This is a genomic window from Aurantimonas litoralis, assembly GCF_026153195.1.
Lineage (GTDB): Bacteria > Pseudomonadota > Alphaproteobacteria > Rhizobiales > Rhizobiaceae > Aurantimonas > Aurantimonas coralicida.
In genome coordinates this window covers 68,993-82,242 of the sequence record NZ_JAPFBM010000012.1, presented here as the reverse complement: position 1 = coordinate 82,242, position 13,250 = coordinate 68,993, and the positions used below count along the sequence as shown (strand labels likewise).

At 67.7% G+C, this 13,250-nt stretch carries 11 protein-coding genes; 9 read left to right on the top strand and 2 right to left on the bottom strand.

Annotated elements, in window-relative coordinates:
* Position 1 precedes the first annotated feature (1 nt).
* Genes eutB through doeB form a run of 4 tightly spaced genes read left to right on the top strand, consistent with a single transcriptional unit; the run spans position 2 to position 4,193 of the window.
* Positions 2 to 988 (top strand): hydroxyectoine utilization dehydratase EutB, encoded by a 987-nt coding sequence (gene eutB, locus N7I30_RS19695; RefSeq protein WP_491391230.1) that lies wholly within the window; start codon positions 2 to 4, stop codon positions 986 to 988.
* On the top strand, positions 988 to 1,980 hold the full coding sequence (gene eutC / locus N7I30_RS19690) for an ectoine utilization protein EutC (RefSeq protein ID WP_277021650.1): 993 nt from the start codon (positions 988 to 990) through the stop codon (positions 1,978 to 1,980). Before eutB ends, eutC begins: the two co-directional genes overlap by 1 nt.
* Positions 1,981 to 2,003: 23 nt before the next feature.
* On the top strand, positions 2,004 to 3,185 hold the full coding sequence (doeA, locus tag N7I30_RS19685; RefSeq protein ID WP_188077137.1) for an ectoine hydrolase DoeA: 1,182 nt from the start codon (positions 2,004 to 2,006) through the stop codon (positions 3,183 to 3,185).
* A gap of 3 nt (positions 3,186 to 3,188) precedes the next feature.
* Complete coding sequence (doeB, locus tag N7I30_RS19680; protein WP_277021656.1) at positions 3,189 to 4,193, top strand: N(2)-acetyl-L-2,4-diaminobutanoate deacetylase DoeB; 1,005 nt, start codon at positions 3,189 to 3,191, stop codon at positions 4,191 to 4,193.
* Between the two features lie 21 nt (positions 4,194 to 4,214).
* Here doeB and N7I30_RS19675 read toward each other — a convergent pair whose 3' ends face one another.
* A complete protein-coding gene (locus N7I30_RS19675; RefSeq protein ID WP_277021659.1) occupies positions 4,215 to 4,949 on the bottom strand; it encodes a response regulator transcription factor in 735 nt (244 codons plus the stop codon).
* A gap of 39 nt (positions 4,950 to 4,988) precedes the next feature.
* Complete coding sequence (locus tag N7I30_RS19670) at positions 4,989 to 6,920, bottom strand: hybrid sensor histidine kinase/response regulator (RefSeq protein WP_498640866.1); 1,932 nt, start codon at positions 6,918 to 6,920, stop codon at positions 4,989 to 4,991.
* Between the two features lie 206 nt (positions 6,921 to 7,126).
* Between N7I30_RS19670 and N7I30_RS19665 the strand changes: the two genes are divergently transcribed.
* The 5 genes from N7I30_RS19665 (at position 7,127) to N7I30_RS19645 (ending at position 13,220) form a co-directional block, all read left to right on the top strand.
* The gene (locus N7I30_RS19665) at positions 7,127 to 7,948 is read left to right on the top strand and encodes an ABC transporter ATP-binding protein (RefSeq protein ID WP_491390315.1); all 822 of its coding nucleotides are present in this window, start codon (positions 7,127 to 7,129) and stop codon (positions 7,946 to 7,948) included.
* Positions 7,945 to 9,927 (top strand): AMP-binding protein, encoded by a 1,983-nt coding sequence (locus tag N7I30_RS19660; protein ID WP_277021667.1) that lies wholly within the window; start codon positions 7,945 to 7,947, stop codon positions 9,925 to 9,927. Before N7I30_RS19665 ends, N7I30_RS19660 begins: the two co-directional genes overlap by 4 nt.
* Positions 9,924 to 10,817, top strand: a complete 894-nt coding sequence (locus N7I30_RS19655) for a branched-chain amino acid ABC transporter permease (RefSeq protein WP_024351097.1) — start codon at positions 9,924 to 9,926, stop codon at positions 10,815 to 10,817. Before N7I30_RS19660 ends, N7I30_RS19655 begins: the two co-directional genes overlap by 4 nt.
* Positions 10,817 to 11,878 (top strand): branched-chain amino acid ABC transporter permease, encoded by a 1,062-nt coding sequence (locus tag N7I30_RS19650; protein WP_024351096.1) that lies wholly within the window; start codon positions 10,817 to 10,819, stop codon positions 11,876 to 11,878. The genes N7I30_RS19655 and N7I30_RS19650 overlap by 1 nt, the downstream gene beginning before the upstream one ends.
* Positions 11,879 to 11,987: 109 nt before the next feature.
* Positions 11,988 to 13,220 (top strand): ABC transporter substrate-binding protein, encoded by a 1,233-nt coding sequence (locus N7I30_RS19645; RefSeq protein WP_491390316.1) that lies wholly within the window; start codon positions 11,988 to 11,990, stop codon positions 13,218 to 13,220.
* Positions 13,221 to 13,250 lie beyond the last annotated feature (30 nt).

Below are 13,250 nucleotides of genomic sequence, written 5' to 3'. Positions count from 1 at the left end.
CATGGGGATCGTGACACTCACCGACATCGAAGCTGCGGCCCGCCGGATCGAGGGCCGCGTCCGGCGCACGCCGGTCGATCCCTCGTTGAGCCTGTCGGACCGGGTCGGCGTTCCCGTCCATCTGAAGCACGAGCACCGGCAGATCACCGGCGCCTTCAAACTGCGCGGCGCGACCAACGCCCTGCTGCAATTGACGCCTGAACAACGCGCGAAGGGCGTGACCGCCGCCTCGACCGGCAATCACGGTCGGGCGCTCGCCCATGCGGCGGCCGCCGAGGGCGTGCGCTGCATCGTCTGCATGTCGGCGCTGGTGCCGCGCAACAAGCTCGATGCCATCGCCGCGCTGGGCGCCGAGACCCGGATCGTCGGCCGTTCGCAGGACGAGGCCCAGATCGAGGTCGACCGGCTGGTTGCCGAGGAAGGCATGACCAATGTGCCGCCCTTCGATCATCCGGCCATCGTCGCCGGCCAGGGCACGATCGGGCTGGAGATCGTTGCCGACCTGCCGGACGTCGAGACGGTGCTGGTGCCGCTGTCGGGGGGCGGTCTCGTTGCCGGAATCGCCGCGGCGGTGAAGGGCCTGCGCCCGGGGGTGCGGGTGATCGCGATCTCCATGCGTCGCGGCGCCGCCATGCAGGCGAGCCTCGCCGCCGGCCATCCGGTCGAGGTGGAGGAACTGCCGACCTTCGCCGATTCCCTCGGTGGCGGCATCGGTCTTGGCAACGGCTGGACCTTCGAGGCTGTGCGCAACCTCGTCGACGAGGCGGTGCTGCTCGACGAGGCGGAGATCGCTGCCGGCATCCGCCACGCCTATACCGAGGAGCGCGAGATCGTCGAAGGCGGCGCCGCCGTCGGCATCGCGGCGCTTCTGGCCGGCAAGGTGCGGCCGAACGGGCCGACGCTGGCACTTCTGTCGGGCCGCAACATCGACATGCAGCTGCATCGCGCCATCCTCAATGGGGCGAACACGCTGGAGGAGGCTGCCTGATGCCGCAGATGCGCATCCTCACCGAAACCGATCTGCGCGGACTGGTGCCGCTCGATCTGGAGGCGATTGCCGCCGTCGAAGGCGCCTTCGAGGCGCTGGCGACCAAGGCCGTGGCGATGCCGCCCATCCTGCGGCTCGACATTCCCGAGCATCGCGGCGAGGTCGACGTGAAGACCGCCTATGTGCCGGGCCTGTCGGGCTTTGCCGTCAAGATCAGCCCGGGCTTCTTCGACAATCCGAAGCTGGGCCTGCCGAGCGTCAACGGCATGATGGTGCTGCTGTCGTCCACCACCGGGCTGGTGGAGGCGCTGCTTCTGGACAACGGCTATCTGACCGATGTGCGCACGGCCGCGGCCGGTGCGGTCGCTGCCCGGCATCTCAGCCGGCTGGATTCCAGCGTCGCCGCGATCTTCGGAGCCGGCGTCCAGGCGCGGCTGCAGCTCAAGGCGCTGACCCTGGTGCGGCCGATCGCCGAGGCGCGGATCTGGGCCCGCGACGCCGGCAAGGCGGACAGAGCGGCGGCCGAGCTTTCGGCGGAGCTGGGGATCCCGGTCACCGCGGTCGCCGACGGCAAGCGGGCCGTTGCCGGCGCCGACATCGTGGTGACGACGACCCCGTCCGAGACGCCGATCCTCATGGCAGGCTGGCTTGCGCCCGGCCAGCACGTGACCGCCATGGGCTCCGACGCCGAGCACAAGAACGAGCTCGATCCGGCCGCCATCGCGGACGCCGACCTCTATGTCGCCGACAGCCTGTCGCAGACCCGGCGGCTGGGCGAACTGCACCACGCGATCGCCGCCGGCGCGGTCCCTGCGGACGCGCCCTTCGCGGAACTCGGCGCCATCGTCGCCGGTCGCAATGCGGGCCGTCGTTCGCCCGAGGCGCTGACAATCTGCGATCTGACCGGCACCGGCGTCCAGGACACCGCGATCGCCACACTGGCCAGCGACCGCGCCATCGCGGCCTCTGCCGGCACCGCCTTTACCAGCTGACCCCTCCGACCACAGGTGCACCCATGCGTGAGCCGCGATTCAAGTTCACCCGCCCGGAATATGCCGAACGCCTCGAAAAGACCCGGGCGGCGATGGCCGAAAAGGACATCGAACTCCTGTTCGTGTCGGACCCGTCGAACATGGCGTGGCTGACCGGCTATGACGGCTGGTCCTTCTACGTCCACCAGGGCGTGCTGGTGCCGCCGGAGGGCGACCCGGTCTGGTTCGGCCGGTCGCAGGACGCCAACGGCGCGCGGCGCACCGCCTATATCGGCAACGACAACATCGTCGGCTATGCGGACCACTACGTGCAGTCGTCGGAACGACATCCGATGGATTACCTCGCCACGGTCATCAAGGATCGCGGCTGGGCCAACCTCTCGATCGGCGTCGAGATGGACAATTACTGGTTCTCCGCCGCCGCCTTCCTGTCGATGCAGACCTATCTGACCGAGGCGCGCTTCGTCGACGCGACCGGCCTCGTCAACTGGCAGCGTGCGGTCAAGAGCACGCAGGAACTGGAATATATGCGCATCGCCGGGCGCATCGTCGGCGCCATGCACAAGCGCATCCTGGAGAAGGCCGAGCCAGGCATCCGCAAATGCGATCTCGTCGCCGAGATCTGGGACGTCGGCACGCGTGGCGTCGACGGCTATGGCGGCGACTATCCGGCCATCGTGCCGCTGCTGCCGTCGGGCCTCGACGCCTCGGCGCCGCACCTGACCTGGGACAATCTGCCGATGGAGCGCGGCGAAGGCACCTTCTTCGAGGTCGCCGGCTGCTACAACCGCTATCACTGCCCGCTGTCGCGGACGATCTTCCTCGGCAAGCCGCCGCAGAGCTTCCTCGATGCCGAGAAGGCGACGCTGGAGGGCATGGAGGCGGGCCTTGAGGCGGCCAAGCCCGGCAACACCTGCGAGGACCTGGCCAACGCCTTCTTCGCGGTGCTCAAGACCTACGGCATCATCAAGGACAACCGCGCCGGCTATCCGATCGGCCTGTCCTATCCCCCGGACTGGGGCGAGCGGACCATGAGCCTGCGCCCCGGCGACCGCACCGAGCTGAAGCCCGGCATGACCTTCCACTTCATGACCGGCATCTGGCAGGAGGACATGGGTATCGAGATCACCGAGTCGATTGCCATCACCGAGACCGGCTACGAGCTTCTGGCCGACGTGCCGCGCCAGCTCTTCGTGAAGGACTGAGCCATGCGGCAGGACAATCTGGCGCCCTCGCCGCTGGTGGCGACGGTCGATTTCCAGGCCGAGGGCATTCAGCACGGCTTCCTGCGGATGCCCTACAGCCGCGACGATTCGGCCTGGGGCTCGGTGCTGATCCCGATCACCGTCGCCAGGAACGGCGACGGTCCGACGGCCCTCCTGACCGGCGGCAATCACGGGGACGAATATGAGGGGCCGATCGCGCTGTTCGACCTCGCCCGGCGGCTGACCCTGGAGGAGATCACCGGCCGCGTCATCATCCTGCCGGCGATGAACTATCCGGCCTTTCGCGCCGGCACGCGCACCTCGCCGATCGACAAGGGCAATCTGAACCGGCTGTTTCCCGGCTCCCCCGTCGGCACGCCGAGCCAGAAGATCGCCGACTACGTCACCCGCTACCTGCTGCCGATGGCGCATGTCGTGCTCGACTTCCATTCCGGCGGCAAGACGCTGGACTTCCTGCCCTTCGCCGCCGCCCATGCGTTGGACGACAGCCGGCAGGAAGAGGAGTGCATCGCGGCCGTGGCCGCCTTCGGCGCCCCCTGGTCGGTGAAGATGCGCGAGATCGACGCGGTGGGCATGTTCGACACCACGGTGGAACAGCTCGGCAAGGTGTTCGTGACGACGGAACTGGGCGGCGGCGGCACGGCGACGGCCCAGAGCGCTGGCATTGCCAAGCGCGGCACCGCCAATCTCCTGCGCCATGCCGGCATCCTGTCGGGCGCGGTCGAGGAACGGCCGACCCGCTGGCTCGACATGCCGTCGGACGATTGCTTCACCTTCTCGGAGATCGACGGGATGATGGAGCCGCTGGTCGATCTGGGCGAGGCGGTCCGCAGGGGCCAGCCCATCGGACGGGCCTGGCCGATCGACCGCACCGGCGTCGCGCCCTACGAATACACCGCCAAGATGGACGGCATCCTCGCGGCGCGGCATTTTCCCGGCCTCGTCAAGGCGGGCGACTGCATCGCCGTGCTCGGCGTCACCGACTGAGAACGTGCAAGAGCCGGGCGGTCAGCCGATCCAGTCGACCCGCGTCGCGAAGACGTAGCCGGCGCCATAGACGGTGCGCACATGGACGGGCTTCTTCGGATCCTCGTCCAGCTTCTTCCTCAGCCGCGAGACGCGCACGTCGACGCTGCGATCGAAGGCCTCCTCGCCGCTGGCGGAGAACAGCTCCAGCAGGAAGTCGCGGCTGAGCACCCTGCCCTGCGCTTCCAGGAAGGCGCGCAGGAGCTCGGCGTCGGAGCGTGACAGCGGCTGTTCGGCGCCGCCGGGCGCACGCAGGGTCAGCGAGCCGAAGTCGGCCCGCCAGCCGGCGAATTCGGCAATGTCGGTGCGCGCCGTCGAGCCGGCGCGCGGCGTCGAGGTTGCCTCCCGGTTGCGCGACGTGCGCCGCAGGACGCTGCGGATGCGGGCCGCCAGTTCCAAGGGCTCGACAGGCTTGGTCAAATAATCGTCGGCGCCGCTCTCCAGCCCCTGCAACCGGTCGTCCAGCGCGCCGCGGCCACTGACGATGACGATCGGCAGGCCGTGGCGGCCCAGTTCGTCCTTCAGAAGCGCCAACCCGTCCCCGTCGGGCAGGCCGAGATCGACGATGCACAGATCCGGCGGCGCGGCGCCGAGCTGACGGCGGAACTCGGCGATCCGCTGGAAGGTCGCGACCACGAAGCCCTGCTCGGTCAGCTCGCGGGCAAAGACGGCGGCGAGATCGCGGTCGTCCTCGAGAATGAAGATGCGCTCATGCATCCGTCGGCACCCTCCGGGCACGGCTCGGCTCCGGCATGGTCAGGCTCCCGCCGTGAAAGCGGAGACGATGGCCCGCCGCTCGAACGGTTTCTGCAGGACGCGCACGCGCGGCGAGAGATCGGCCCGTACGCCGTCCTGGCCGAAGCCGGTCATCAGGACGATCCGCTTGCCCGGATGACGCCGCTCGATCTCGGCGGCGAGGTCGACGCCCGACATGCCGCCCGGCATGGTGATGTCGCTGAGGACGTAGTCGATACCGTCCACCGCTTCGAGAAGCTGCAACGCCTCGGCCCCGCCGCTCGCCTCGATCAGCCGGGCCCCGCAGCCGAGGAGATCGCGGCGCAGCACGGTGCGGACCTCCTCGTCGTCGTCGACCAGAAGCACGAACCGGTCCCTCAGCCCGTCAGTGCAGTCCAGGGCCGCATCGCTCCCGGCCGCCGTCCCGTCTTCTGCCGGCACCTCTGCGGCAGGCAGGCGCAGGGTGAAAGTCGTGCCCTCGCCGGGCGCCGTGTCGAGCGCCACCGTGCCGTGCGAGGCGGTGACGAAGCCCTGCACCATGGTCAGGCCGAGACCGGAGCGTTCGGTGCCGGTCTTGGTGGAGAAGAAGGGGTCGAAGATCTTCCGCCGCGTGGCCTCGTCCATGCCCTTGCCGTCGTCGGCAACGACGATCACGACCGCGCCGCTCGCCGCGTCGTTTTCCGCCGCCACCCGAATACGGCCGCCGGTCAGGCAGGCATCGGCGGCATTGACCACGAGGTTGATCAGGCTGGCTTCGAGCTGGGCGGGATCGACGAAGGCGTGGGGCGTGCCGTCGATCTCCACCGCGATGCAGGTGCCGTCATGCAGCGACGGGCGCACCAGTTCGACGATGGTCCGGATCGTCTCGCCGATATCGACCACGGCGGGCTCCAGCGGCTGGCGACGAGCGACGGCCAGAAGCCGCCGCATCAGGTCGGCGCCACGCCGCGTGGCGCGGATGGCCGGCTCCAGCATCTCCGCCTTCAGGGACGGATCGTCGATCCTGGCCACGAGCGGCGTCAGATTGCCGAGAATGATGGTCAGGAGATTGTTGAAGTCATGGGCGATGCCGGACGAAAGCTGGCCGAGCGTCTCCATCTTCTGGGCCTGCAAGAGCGCCGCCGCGGCCTCCTTCTCCTTGGTGACGTTCACCGTCAGCACGTAGAAGCCGCGCGGCGTGCCGTCGGGGTCGCGGTCGGGCCGAAGAAAGGTGCGCGTGTCGAGAACCCGCCCGTCCGGAAAGGCGATCTCCTGGTCGAAGTCGAGCGCCTCGCCGGTCTTGGCGCGGGCGAAGAACGGGCGTACGCGGGCCATGGTGGCAGCGCTCAGCACCTCGTCATGGCCTAGGCCGGGGATTGCATCGGGTGACAGGCCGTAGGCCCGGGCGAAGCGGCGATTGACGAAACGGAACACCTCGTCCCGGTCGAGATAGGCGATGCCGGCCGGCACCTCGTTGGCGATCAGCCGCAGCCTCTCCTCGCTGCGGCGCAGATCCTCGGTCTGGCGCAGCAGCCGCTGCTCCAGCCGCAATTCGCGCCGGCGCTGGTCGGTGATGTCGGTGTAAACGGTGGCAAAGCCTCCCTCGGGCAGCGGCCAGCCGCTGACCCGGATGACGACGCCGTTGGGCCGCGTGCGCTCCAGCGTGTGCGGCTCGAAGCGACGCGCCGCCGCGACCCGATCGGCAACCATCGCCTCGATGTCGCCATGGCCGTATTCGCCATGGGCCGCGTTGTGGCGCACGATCGTCTCGAAATGCGTGCCCGGCTCGGCCAGCGCCTGCGGCAGGCCGACCAGTTCGACCAGCCGGCTGTTGGCGAAGACCAGCTTCAGATCCGGACCGAACAGCGTGATTCCCTGATCGAGCCGGTCGAGGCCGGCCATCAGCATGGCGAGCGTTCCCGCCTGCCCCCGCTCGGATGCCGCGACGCCCGCGCCCGTCTGTGTCTCTCCCAACGCCGCCGATGCCTCCCTGTCCGGCCACGCGGCAGCCTAGCAAGGCGCAACCGCCATTGCATCGCTTCTGGAAAAACTCTCGCAACAATTGCCTGCCAGCGTGACACAGTGCCCTCGGGAGCGGGCATCGAAACGCGGGTCGCACGGCGCAGCAGCCGGTGCCCCGCGGACAGGTCGGCGGGCAAACGCCGACGGGAGGATGAATTGTGACGTCAGGCGAACGCCTCCTGGAGGTCCGTGATGTCTCGCTGCGATTCGGCGGCGTGCGCGCCCTGAGCAATGCCAGCTTTCACGTCGAGGCCGGCGAGCTGTTCTCGATCATCGGGCCGAACGGCGCCGGCAAGACCTCGATGCTCAACTGCATTTCCGGCCGCTACAAGCCGACCGAGGGCGACGTCCTCTACAAGGGCGGCTCGCTGCTGAAGCGCTCGATCAACGATCGCGCCCGCCTCGGCATCGGCCGCACCTTCCAGAACCTCGCGCTGTTCGGCCATATGAGCGTCCTCGACAACATCCTCGTCGGCCGCCACCACCGCCTGAAGAACAACCTCTTCACCGGCATGGCCTACTGGGTCGGCGGTGCCCGCACCGAGGAACTGGCCGAGCGGCGGCGGGTCGAAGAGATCATCGACTTCCTCGAGATCCAGCATGTGCGCGGCGAACCGGCCGGCACCCTCTCCTACGGGCTGCGCAAGCGGGTCGAGCTGGCCCGCGCCATGGCGATCGAGCCGGAGCTGATCCTGCTCGACGAGCCGATGGCCGGCATGAACCTGGAAGAGAAGGAAGACATCGCCCGCTACGTCGTCGCGCTGAACCAGGAATTCGGCATGACCATCGTTATGATCGAGCATGACATGGGCGTGGTCATGGACCTCTCTGACAGGGTGATCGTGCTCGATTTCGGCAAGGTGATCTCCGCCGGCACGCCCGACGCGGTGCTGGCCGACGAGCACGTCAAGCGCGCCTATCTCGGCGAGGACGACGAGACGCTGGACGCGCTGGCCGCCGAGACGGGAGAACCGGCATGACCGCCCCTCTCGCCGTCAGCGGTTCGGAACTGCCCTGGCCGGACGACACGCCGGAGGTGAAACAGGCCGCCGGTCTCGACACCCTGCCGAAGCTCTTGGCCCACAACGCCCTCCTGCACCCCAAGGCCATCGCCCAGCGCGAGAAGGAATTCGGCATCTGGGTGCCCTATGACTGGGAGAGCGTCGAGACGCATGTCGCGCGCATGGCCGTCGGCTTCGCCGGCCTCGGCCTCGGACCCGGCGACATCGTCGCGCTGATCGGCGACAACCGGCCGGAATGGGTCTGGGGCGAGGTCGCCGCCCATGCCTGCCGGGCGATGAGCCTCGGCATCTATCGCGACGCGCTGGAAGAGGAGATCCGCTACCTCTTCGACTATGCCCAGCCGAAGATCGTCGTCGCCGAGGACGAGGAGCAGGTCGACAAGCTGCTGGCGCTCGGCGACGCCATCCCGAGCGTCGTCGCCATCGTCTACACCGACCCGCGCGGCATGCGGAAATACGACGATCCGCGGCTGATCCCCATCGAGACGCTGGAGGCGGCCGGCAAGGACGCGCTCGACCTCTCGCCCAATCTGTGGCGCGACATGGTCGGCGCGACGCGCGGCGACGACGTCGCGATCCTGTGCACCACCTCCGGCACCACGGCCCATCCCAAGCTCGCCATGTGGACCGGCACCGCCTTCATCGGCCATGCGGCAAGCTATCTGCGGGCCGATCCGCGCGGGCCGGACGACGAATATGTGGCGGTGCTGCCGCTTTCATGGGTGATGGAACAGATGTATTCCGTCGCCTGGAACTTCCTTGCCCGGATGAAGGTGAACTTCCCCGAGGAAGAACAGACCACCATGGCCGACCTGCGCGAGATCGGGCCGACCTTCGTCCTGTTCTCGCCGCGCGTCTGGGAGACGGTCGCCGCCGACATCCGCGCCCGGATCATGGACAGCAAGCGCTGGAAGCGGGCGATCTACGACTGGGGCGTCGCCAAGGGCATGGCCGCGGTCGCGCATGGCGGCCATTCGGGCGCCGCCGACCTTCTCCTGTTCCGGCACCTGCGCGACCGGCTCGGCTTCACCAATCTGAAATCCGCGGCCACCGGCGGCGCCGCGATGGGGCCCGACACCTTCCGCTTCTTCCAGGCCATGGGCGTGCCGCTGAAGCAGCTCTACGGCCAGACCGAGGCGATGGGCGCCCATACCATCCACAAGGACGGCGAGGTCGACAACGAGACGGTGGGCTATCCGATGCCCGGCTGCGCGCTGAAGATCCGCGACCCCGATCCCGAGGGGCTCGGCGAGGTGCTGGTCAAGCATCCCAACATGATGAGCGGCTACTACCGCAACGAGGCCGAGTCCGCGGCCAGTCTCGATGCCGAGGGCTGGTTCCAGACCGGCGACGCCGGCTACCTCACCGACAAGCGCCATCTCGTTGTCATCGACCGGATCAAGGATCTGGCGACGACCGCCAGGGGCGTGCGCTTCTCGCCGCAATTCATCGAGAACAAGCTGAAATTCTCGACCTATGTCGCCGAGGCCGTGATCCTCGGCAACCGGCGGGACTATCTGACCGCGATGATCTGCATCCGCTTCCCGATCATCTCGAAATGGGCGGAGGAGCGGCGGATCTCCTTCACCACCTATTCCGACCTCGCCGCCCGCCGCGAGGTCTACGACCTCCTGCGCGCCGAGGTGGAGCGGGTCAACGCGACGCTGCCCGCCCAGCAGCGGATCGCCCGGTTCCTGCTTCTCTACAAGGAGCTCGACGCCGACGACGGCGAGCTGACCCGCACCAAGAAGGTCCGGCGCAGCGTGATTGCCGAGAAATACGAGGACATCATCGCCCGCCTCTATTCCGGCGCCGACCACGTCGACGTCGACACGGTGATCCACTTCCAGGACGGCTCGAAGCAGCGGATCGTCACGACGCTGCCGATCGAGACGCTGGTACCGGATGCGGGCCACAGGCAGGAGGCAGCCGAATGAACACCGAACTCCTTCTCCAGCTCGTCATCAACGGGGTCATCGTCGGCATGCTCTACGGCATCGTCGCGATGTGCTTCGTGCTGATCTACAAATCGACCCAGGTGGTGAATTTCGCGCAGGGCGAATTCGTCGTCCTCGGCGCTTGGGTGTGTCTCGCCCTCGTGGTCTCCCTCGGCCTGCCCTTCTGGCTGGCCTTCATCTTCTCCCTCGTCTTCATGACGCTGTTCGGCATCCTGGTGCAGGTGCTGCTGCTGCGCCCCCTCGTCGGCGAGCCTGTGATCTCGGTCATCATGGCGACCATCGGCCTGTCGATCTTCATGCGGGCGCTGATGAACTGGATCTTCGGCAACAACGCGGTGCGCTTCCCGCAGGTCTTCGACCGGAGCACCGTCTCCATCGGCGGCCTCAACGTCGAGACCGCCTATCTGATGAGCCTCGTCCTGTCGCTCATCGTCATGGTGATGTTCTTCTGGTTCTTCCGCTATTCGCGCTGGGGGCTCGCCATGCGCGCCACCGCCTACAACCAGCAGGTCGCCCAGTCGCTCGGCGTCAATGTCGGCCGCGTCTTCGCCATGGCTTGGGCCATCTCGGCGGTGGTCTCGGGCATCGCCGGCGTCGTCATCGGCCTCGTCAGCGCCGTGTCCAACTCGCTGGCGATCATCGGCATCAAGGTGTTCCCGGCGGTCATCGTCGGCGGCCTCGACTCCATCGTCGGGGCGATCGTCGGCGGGCTGACCATCGGGCTTCTGGAGAACCTCGCCGAATTCGTCGACGGCCAGTATTTGCAGGTCGGCAACATGTACCAGGTCGCGCCCTTCTACGTCCTGATCGTGATCCTGATGATCCGTCCCTACGGGCTGTTCGGCACGCCCGACATCGAGCGCATCTGATGGCCCACGTTCCCAATCCGCGCCCGGCCGGCGACTTCCGCACCAGCTACAAGGCGGACCAGTCGCTGTTCCGCACCCATTTCGAGCAATGGGCGGTGGTCACCCTCGTCGTGCTGGTGGCGCTGATGCCGCTGGTCTTCGGCGGCTATGTCCTGTCGCAGATGATCCTGATCGGCATCTACGGGATCGCCGCTCTGGGCCTCAACGTCCTCACCGGCATGACCGGGCAGATCTCGCTCGGCCACGGCGCGTTTTTCGGCTTCGGTGCCTTCGCCTCGGCCTGGATCGCGTCGAAGGGCATCCCGGTGCTCATCGCGATCCCGCTCGCCGGCCTGATGACGACGGCGGTCGGCATGATCTTCGGCATTCCGGCGGCGCGACTGAAGGGCCTGTACCTGGCCATCGCCACCCTCGCCTCGCAGTTCATCCTGGAGGATTTCTTCGGCCGGGCGGCATGGTTCACCGGCGGCCCCTATGGCTCGCTGGCCGAGACCGCGACCCTGTTCGGCTTTCCGCTGAACACCGACGAGCGCTATTTCTACCTCGTCCTGTTCTGGGTGGTGATCTGCTTCCTGGCGGTGGCCAATCTGGCCCGCACCCGCGACGGCCGGGCGCTGGTGGCGGTGCGCGACCATTATCTCTCGGCCGAGATCATGGGCATCAACCTGACCCGCTACCGGATCATGTCCTTCGGCATCTCCAGCTTCTTCGCCGGCATCGGCGGCGCCCTCTACGGCCACTATCTCGGCTTCGTCTCCGGCGAGGGCTTCACCATTCTCCTGTCGATCGAGTTCCTGGCGATGATCATCATCGGCGGCCTCGGCTCGGTCTCGGGATCGCTGCTCGGCGCGGCCTTCATCCTGCTCCTGCCGCAGGTGATGGAGATCTTCGCCAACGGCCTCGCCGACGTGTTTCCCGCCATCGCCCAGGGCACCGCCTACATCAAGCAGATGTCGGTGGGCGCGGCGATCATCCTGTTCCTCGTGCTCGAGCCGGAAGGGCTTGTCCATCGCTGGCGGCTGATGCGGGCCAGCTGGAAGCTCTTCCCCTTCTCGCACTAGCCATTCTTGCCCCGAACCCGGCGTCAGACCGGACGGGGCACCCCGGGTCCGGCGGGCTTCGCGGCACCGCCGCCTTCGGATCGAACCAGTCCGCGAACGGGAGGAAGACATGACCAAACTGAAGATCCTGGCCGGCGTGGCGCTCGCCGCCGGCACGATGCTCGGCACCGCGCAGGCGCAGGACAGCGTGCTCGTCGGCCATCTCGCCGACTATACCGGCCCGACCTCCTTCGTCGGCAAGCAGTACGCGCCGGGCGTCACCGACGCCTTCAAGCAGATCAATGCCGATGGCGGCATCGACGGCACCATGGTCGAGCTCGACACGGTCGACTACGCCTACAAGGTCCCCGAGGCGATCTCGCTCTACAAGCGCTGGATCGGCAACGGCATGGTCGCGCTGCAGGGCTGGGGCACCGCCGATACCGAGGCGCTGATCACCTTCATCACCCGCGACGAGATCCCCAACATCTCCGGCTCCTATTCGGCGCATCTGACCGATCCGAGCGGCAAGAACCCCAACACCAAGCTGCCGGCGCCGTTCAACTTCTTCTACGGCCCGTCCTATTCCGACGCCTGCCGGGCGCTGGTGCAGTGGGCCTCAGAGGATGCCAAGGGCAAGGGCATCGACAACCCGACCTTCGTCCATACCGGCGACAATCATCCCTATCCGAACGCCCCCAAGGAGGCCTGCGCCGCCTATGCCGAGGAGCTCGGCATGACGGTCGCGCCGCCGGTGGTGGTGCCGCTGGCACCGGGCGACTTCAAGGCCCAGTGCCTGACCATCAAGGATACCGGCGCGCAGTACGTCTACATGGGCAATCTCGGCGGTTCGGTCGTCTCGCTGATCAAGTCCTGCAACACGGTCGGCGTCGAGGCGACCTACATGGGCAACCCCTGGGCGGGCGACTACCAGACGGTGGAAGCCGCCGAGGCGCAGAACCTGATCTTCCCGACCTCGACGCCGTTCTACGGCGCCGAGGTGCCGGGCATGGCGCTGGTCAAGACCATCCTCGAAAACGGCGGCGGGCAGGTCGGCGACCGGCCGACCCACCATTACCTGCGCGGCGTCTGCGCGGCCTACTACATGAAGGAAGCCATGGAGTGGGCGAAGGCCAATGGCGGCATCACCGGCAAGGGCATCCGTGACGGCATGTACCAGAAGAGCGAGTGGGTGCCCGAGGGGCTGGAAGGCGTCTGCCTGCCCTCGACCTGGACCCCCGAGGATCATCGCGGCCTGATGACCGTGGCGATCAATTCCGGCTCGATGACCGACGGCAAGGCGGAGATCGAGGAGATCGCCGAGATCGATCTGCCGCGCCGCGACGACTGGCTCGGCCAGTAAGCCCGACCGCATCGGCCGGGACGTCCCGCG

Coding starts and splice junctions, on each gene's coding strand:
- doeA (WP_188077137.1), top strand. CDS start 2,004: ATGCGTGAGCCGCGATTCAAGTTCACCCGCCCGGAATATGCCGAACGC.
- doeB (WP_277021656.1), top strand. CDS start 3,189: ATGCGGCAGGACAATCTGGCGCCCTCGCCGCTGGTGGCGACGGTCGAT.
- N7I30_RS19660 (WP_277021667.1), top strand. CDS start 7,945: ATGACCGCCCCTCTCGCCGTCAGCGGTTCGGAACTGCCCTGGCCGGAC.
- N7I30_RS19650 (WP_024351096.1), top strand. CDS start 10,817: ATGGCCCACGTTCCCAATCCGCGCCCGGCCGGCGACTTCCGCACCAGC.
- N7I30_RS19645 (WP_491390316.1), top strand. CDS start 11,988: ATGACCAAACTGAAGATCCTGGCCGGCGTGGCGCTCGCCGCCGGCACG.
- N7I30_RS19655 (WP_024351097.1), top strand. CDS start 9,924: ATGAACACCGAACTCCTTCTCCAGCTCGTCATCAACGGGGTCATCGTC.
- eutB (WP_491391230.1), top strand. CDS start 2: ATGGGGATCGTGACACTCACCGACATCGAAGCTGCGGCCCGCCGGATC.
- N7I30_RS19675 (WP_277021659.1), bottom strand. CDS start 4,949: ATGCATGAGCGCATCTTCATTCTCGAGGACGACCGCGATCTCGCCGCC.
- eutC (WP_277021650.1), top strand. CDS start 988: ATGCCGCAGATGCGCATCCTCACCGAAACCGATCTGCGCGGACTGGTG.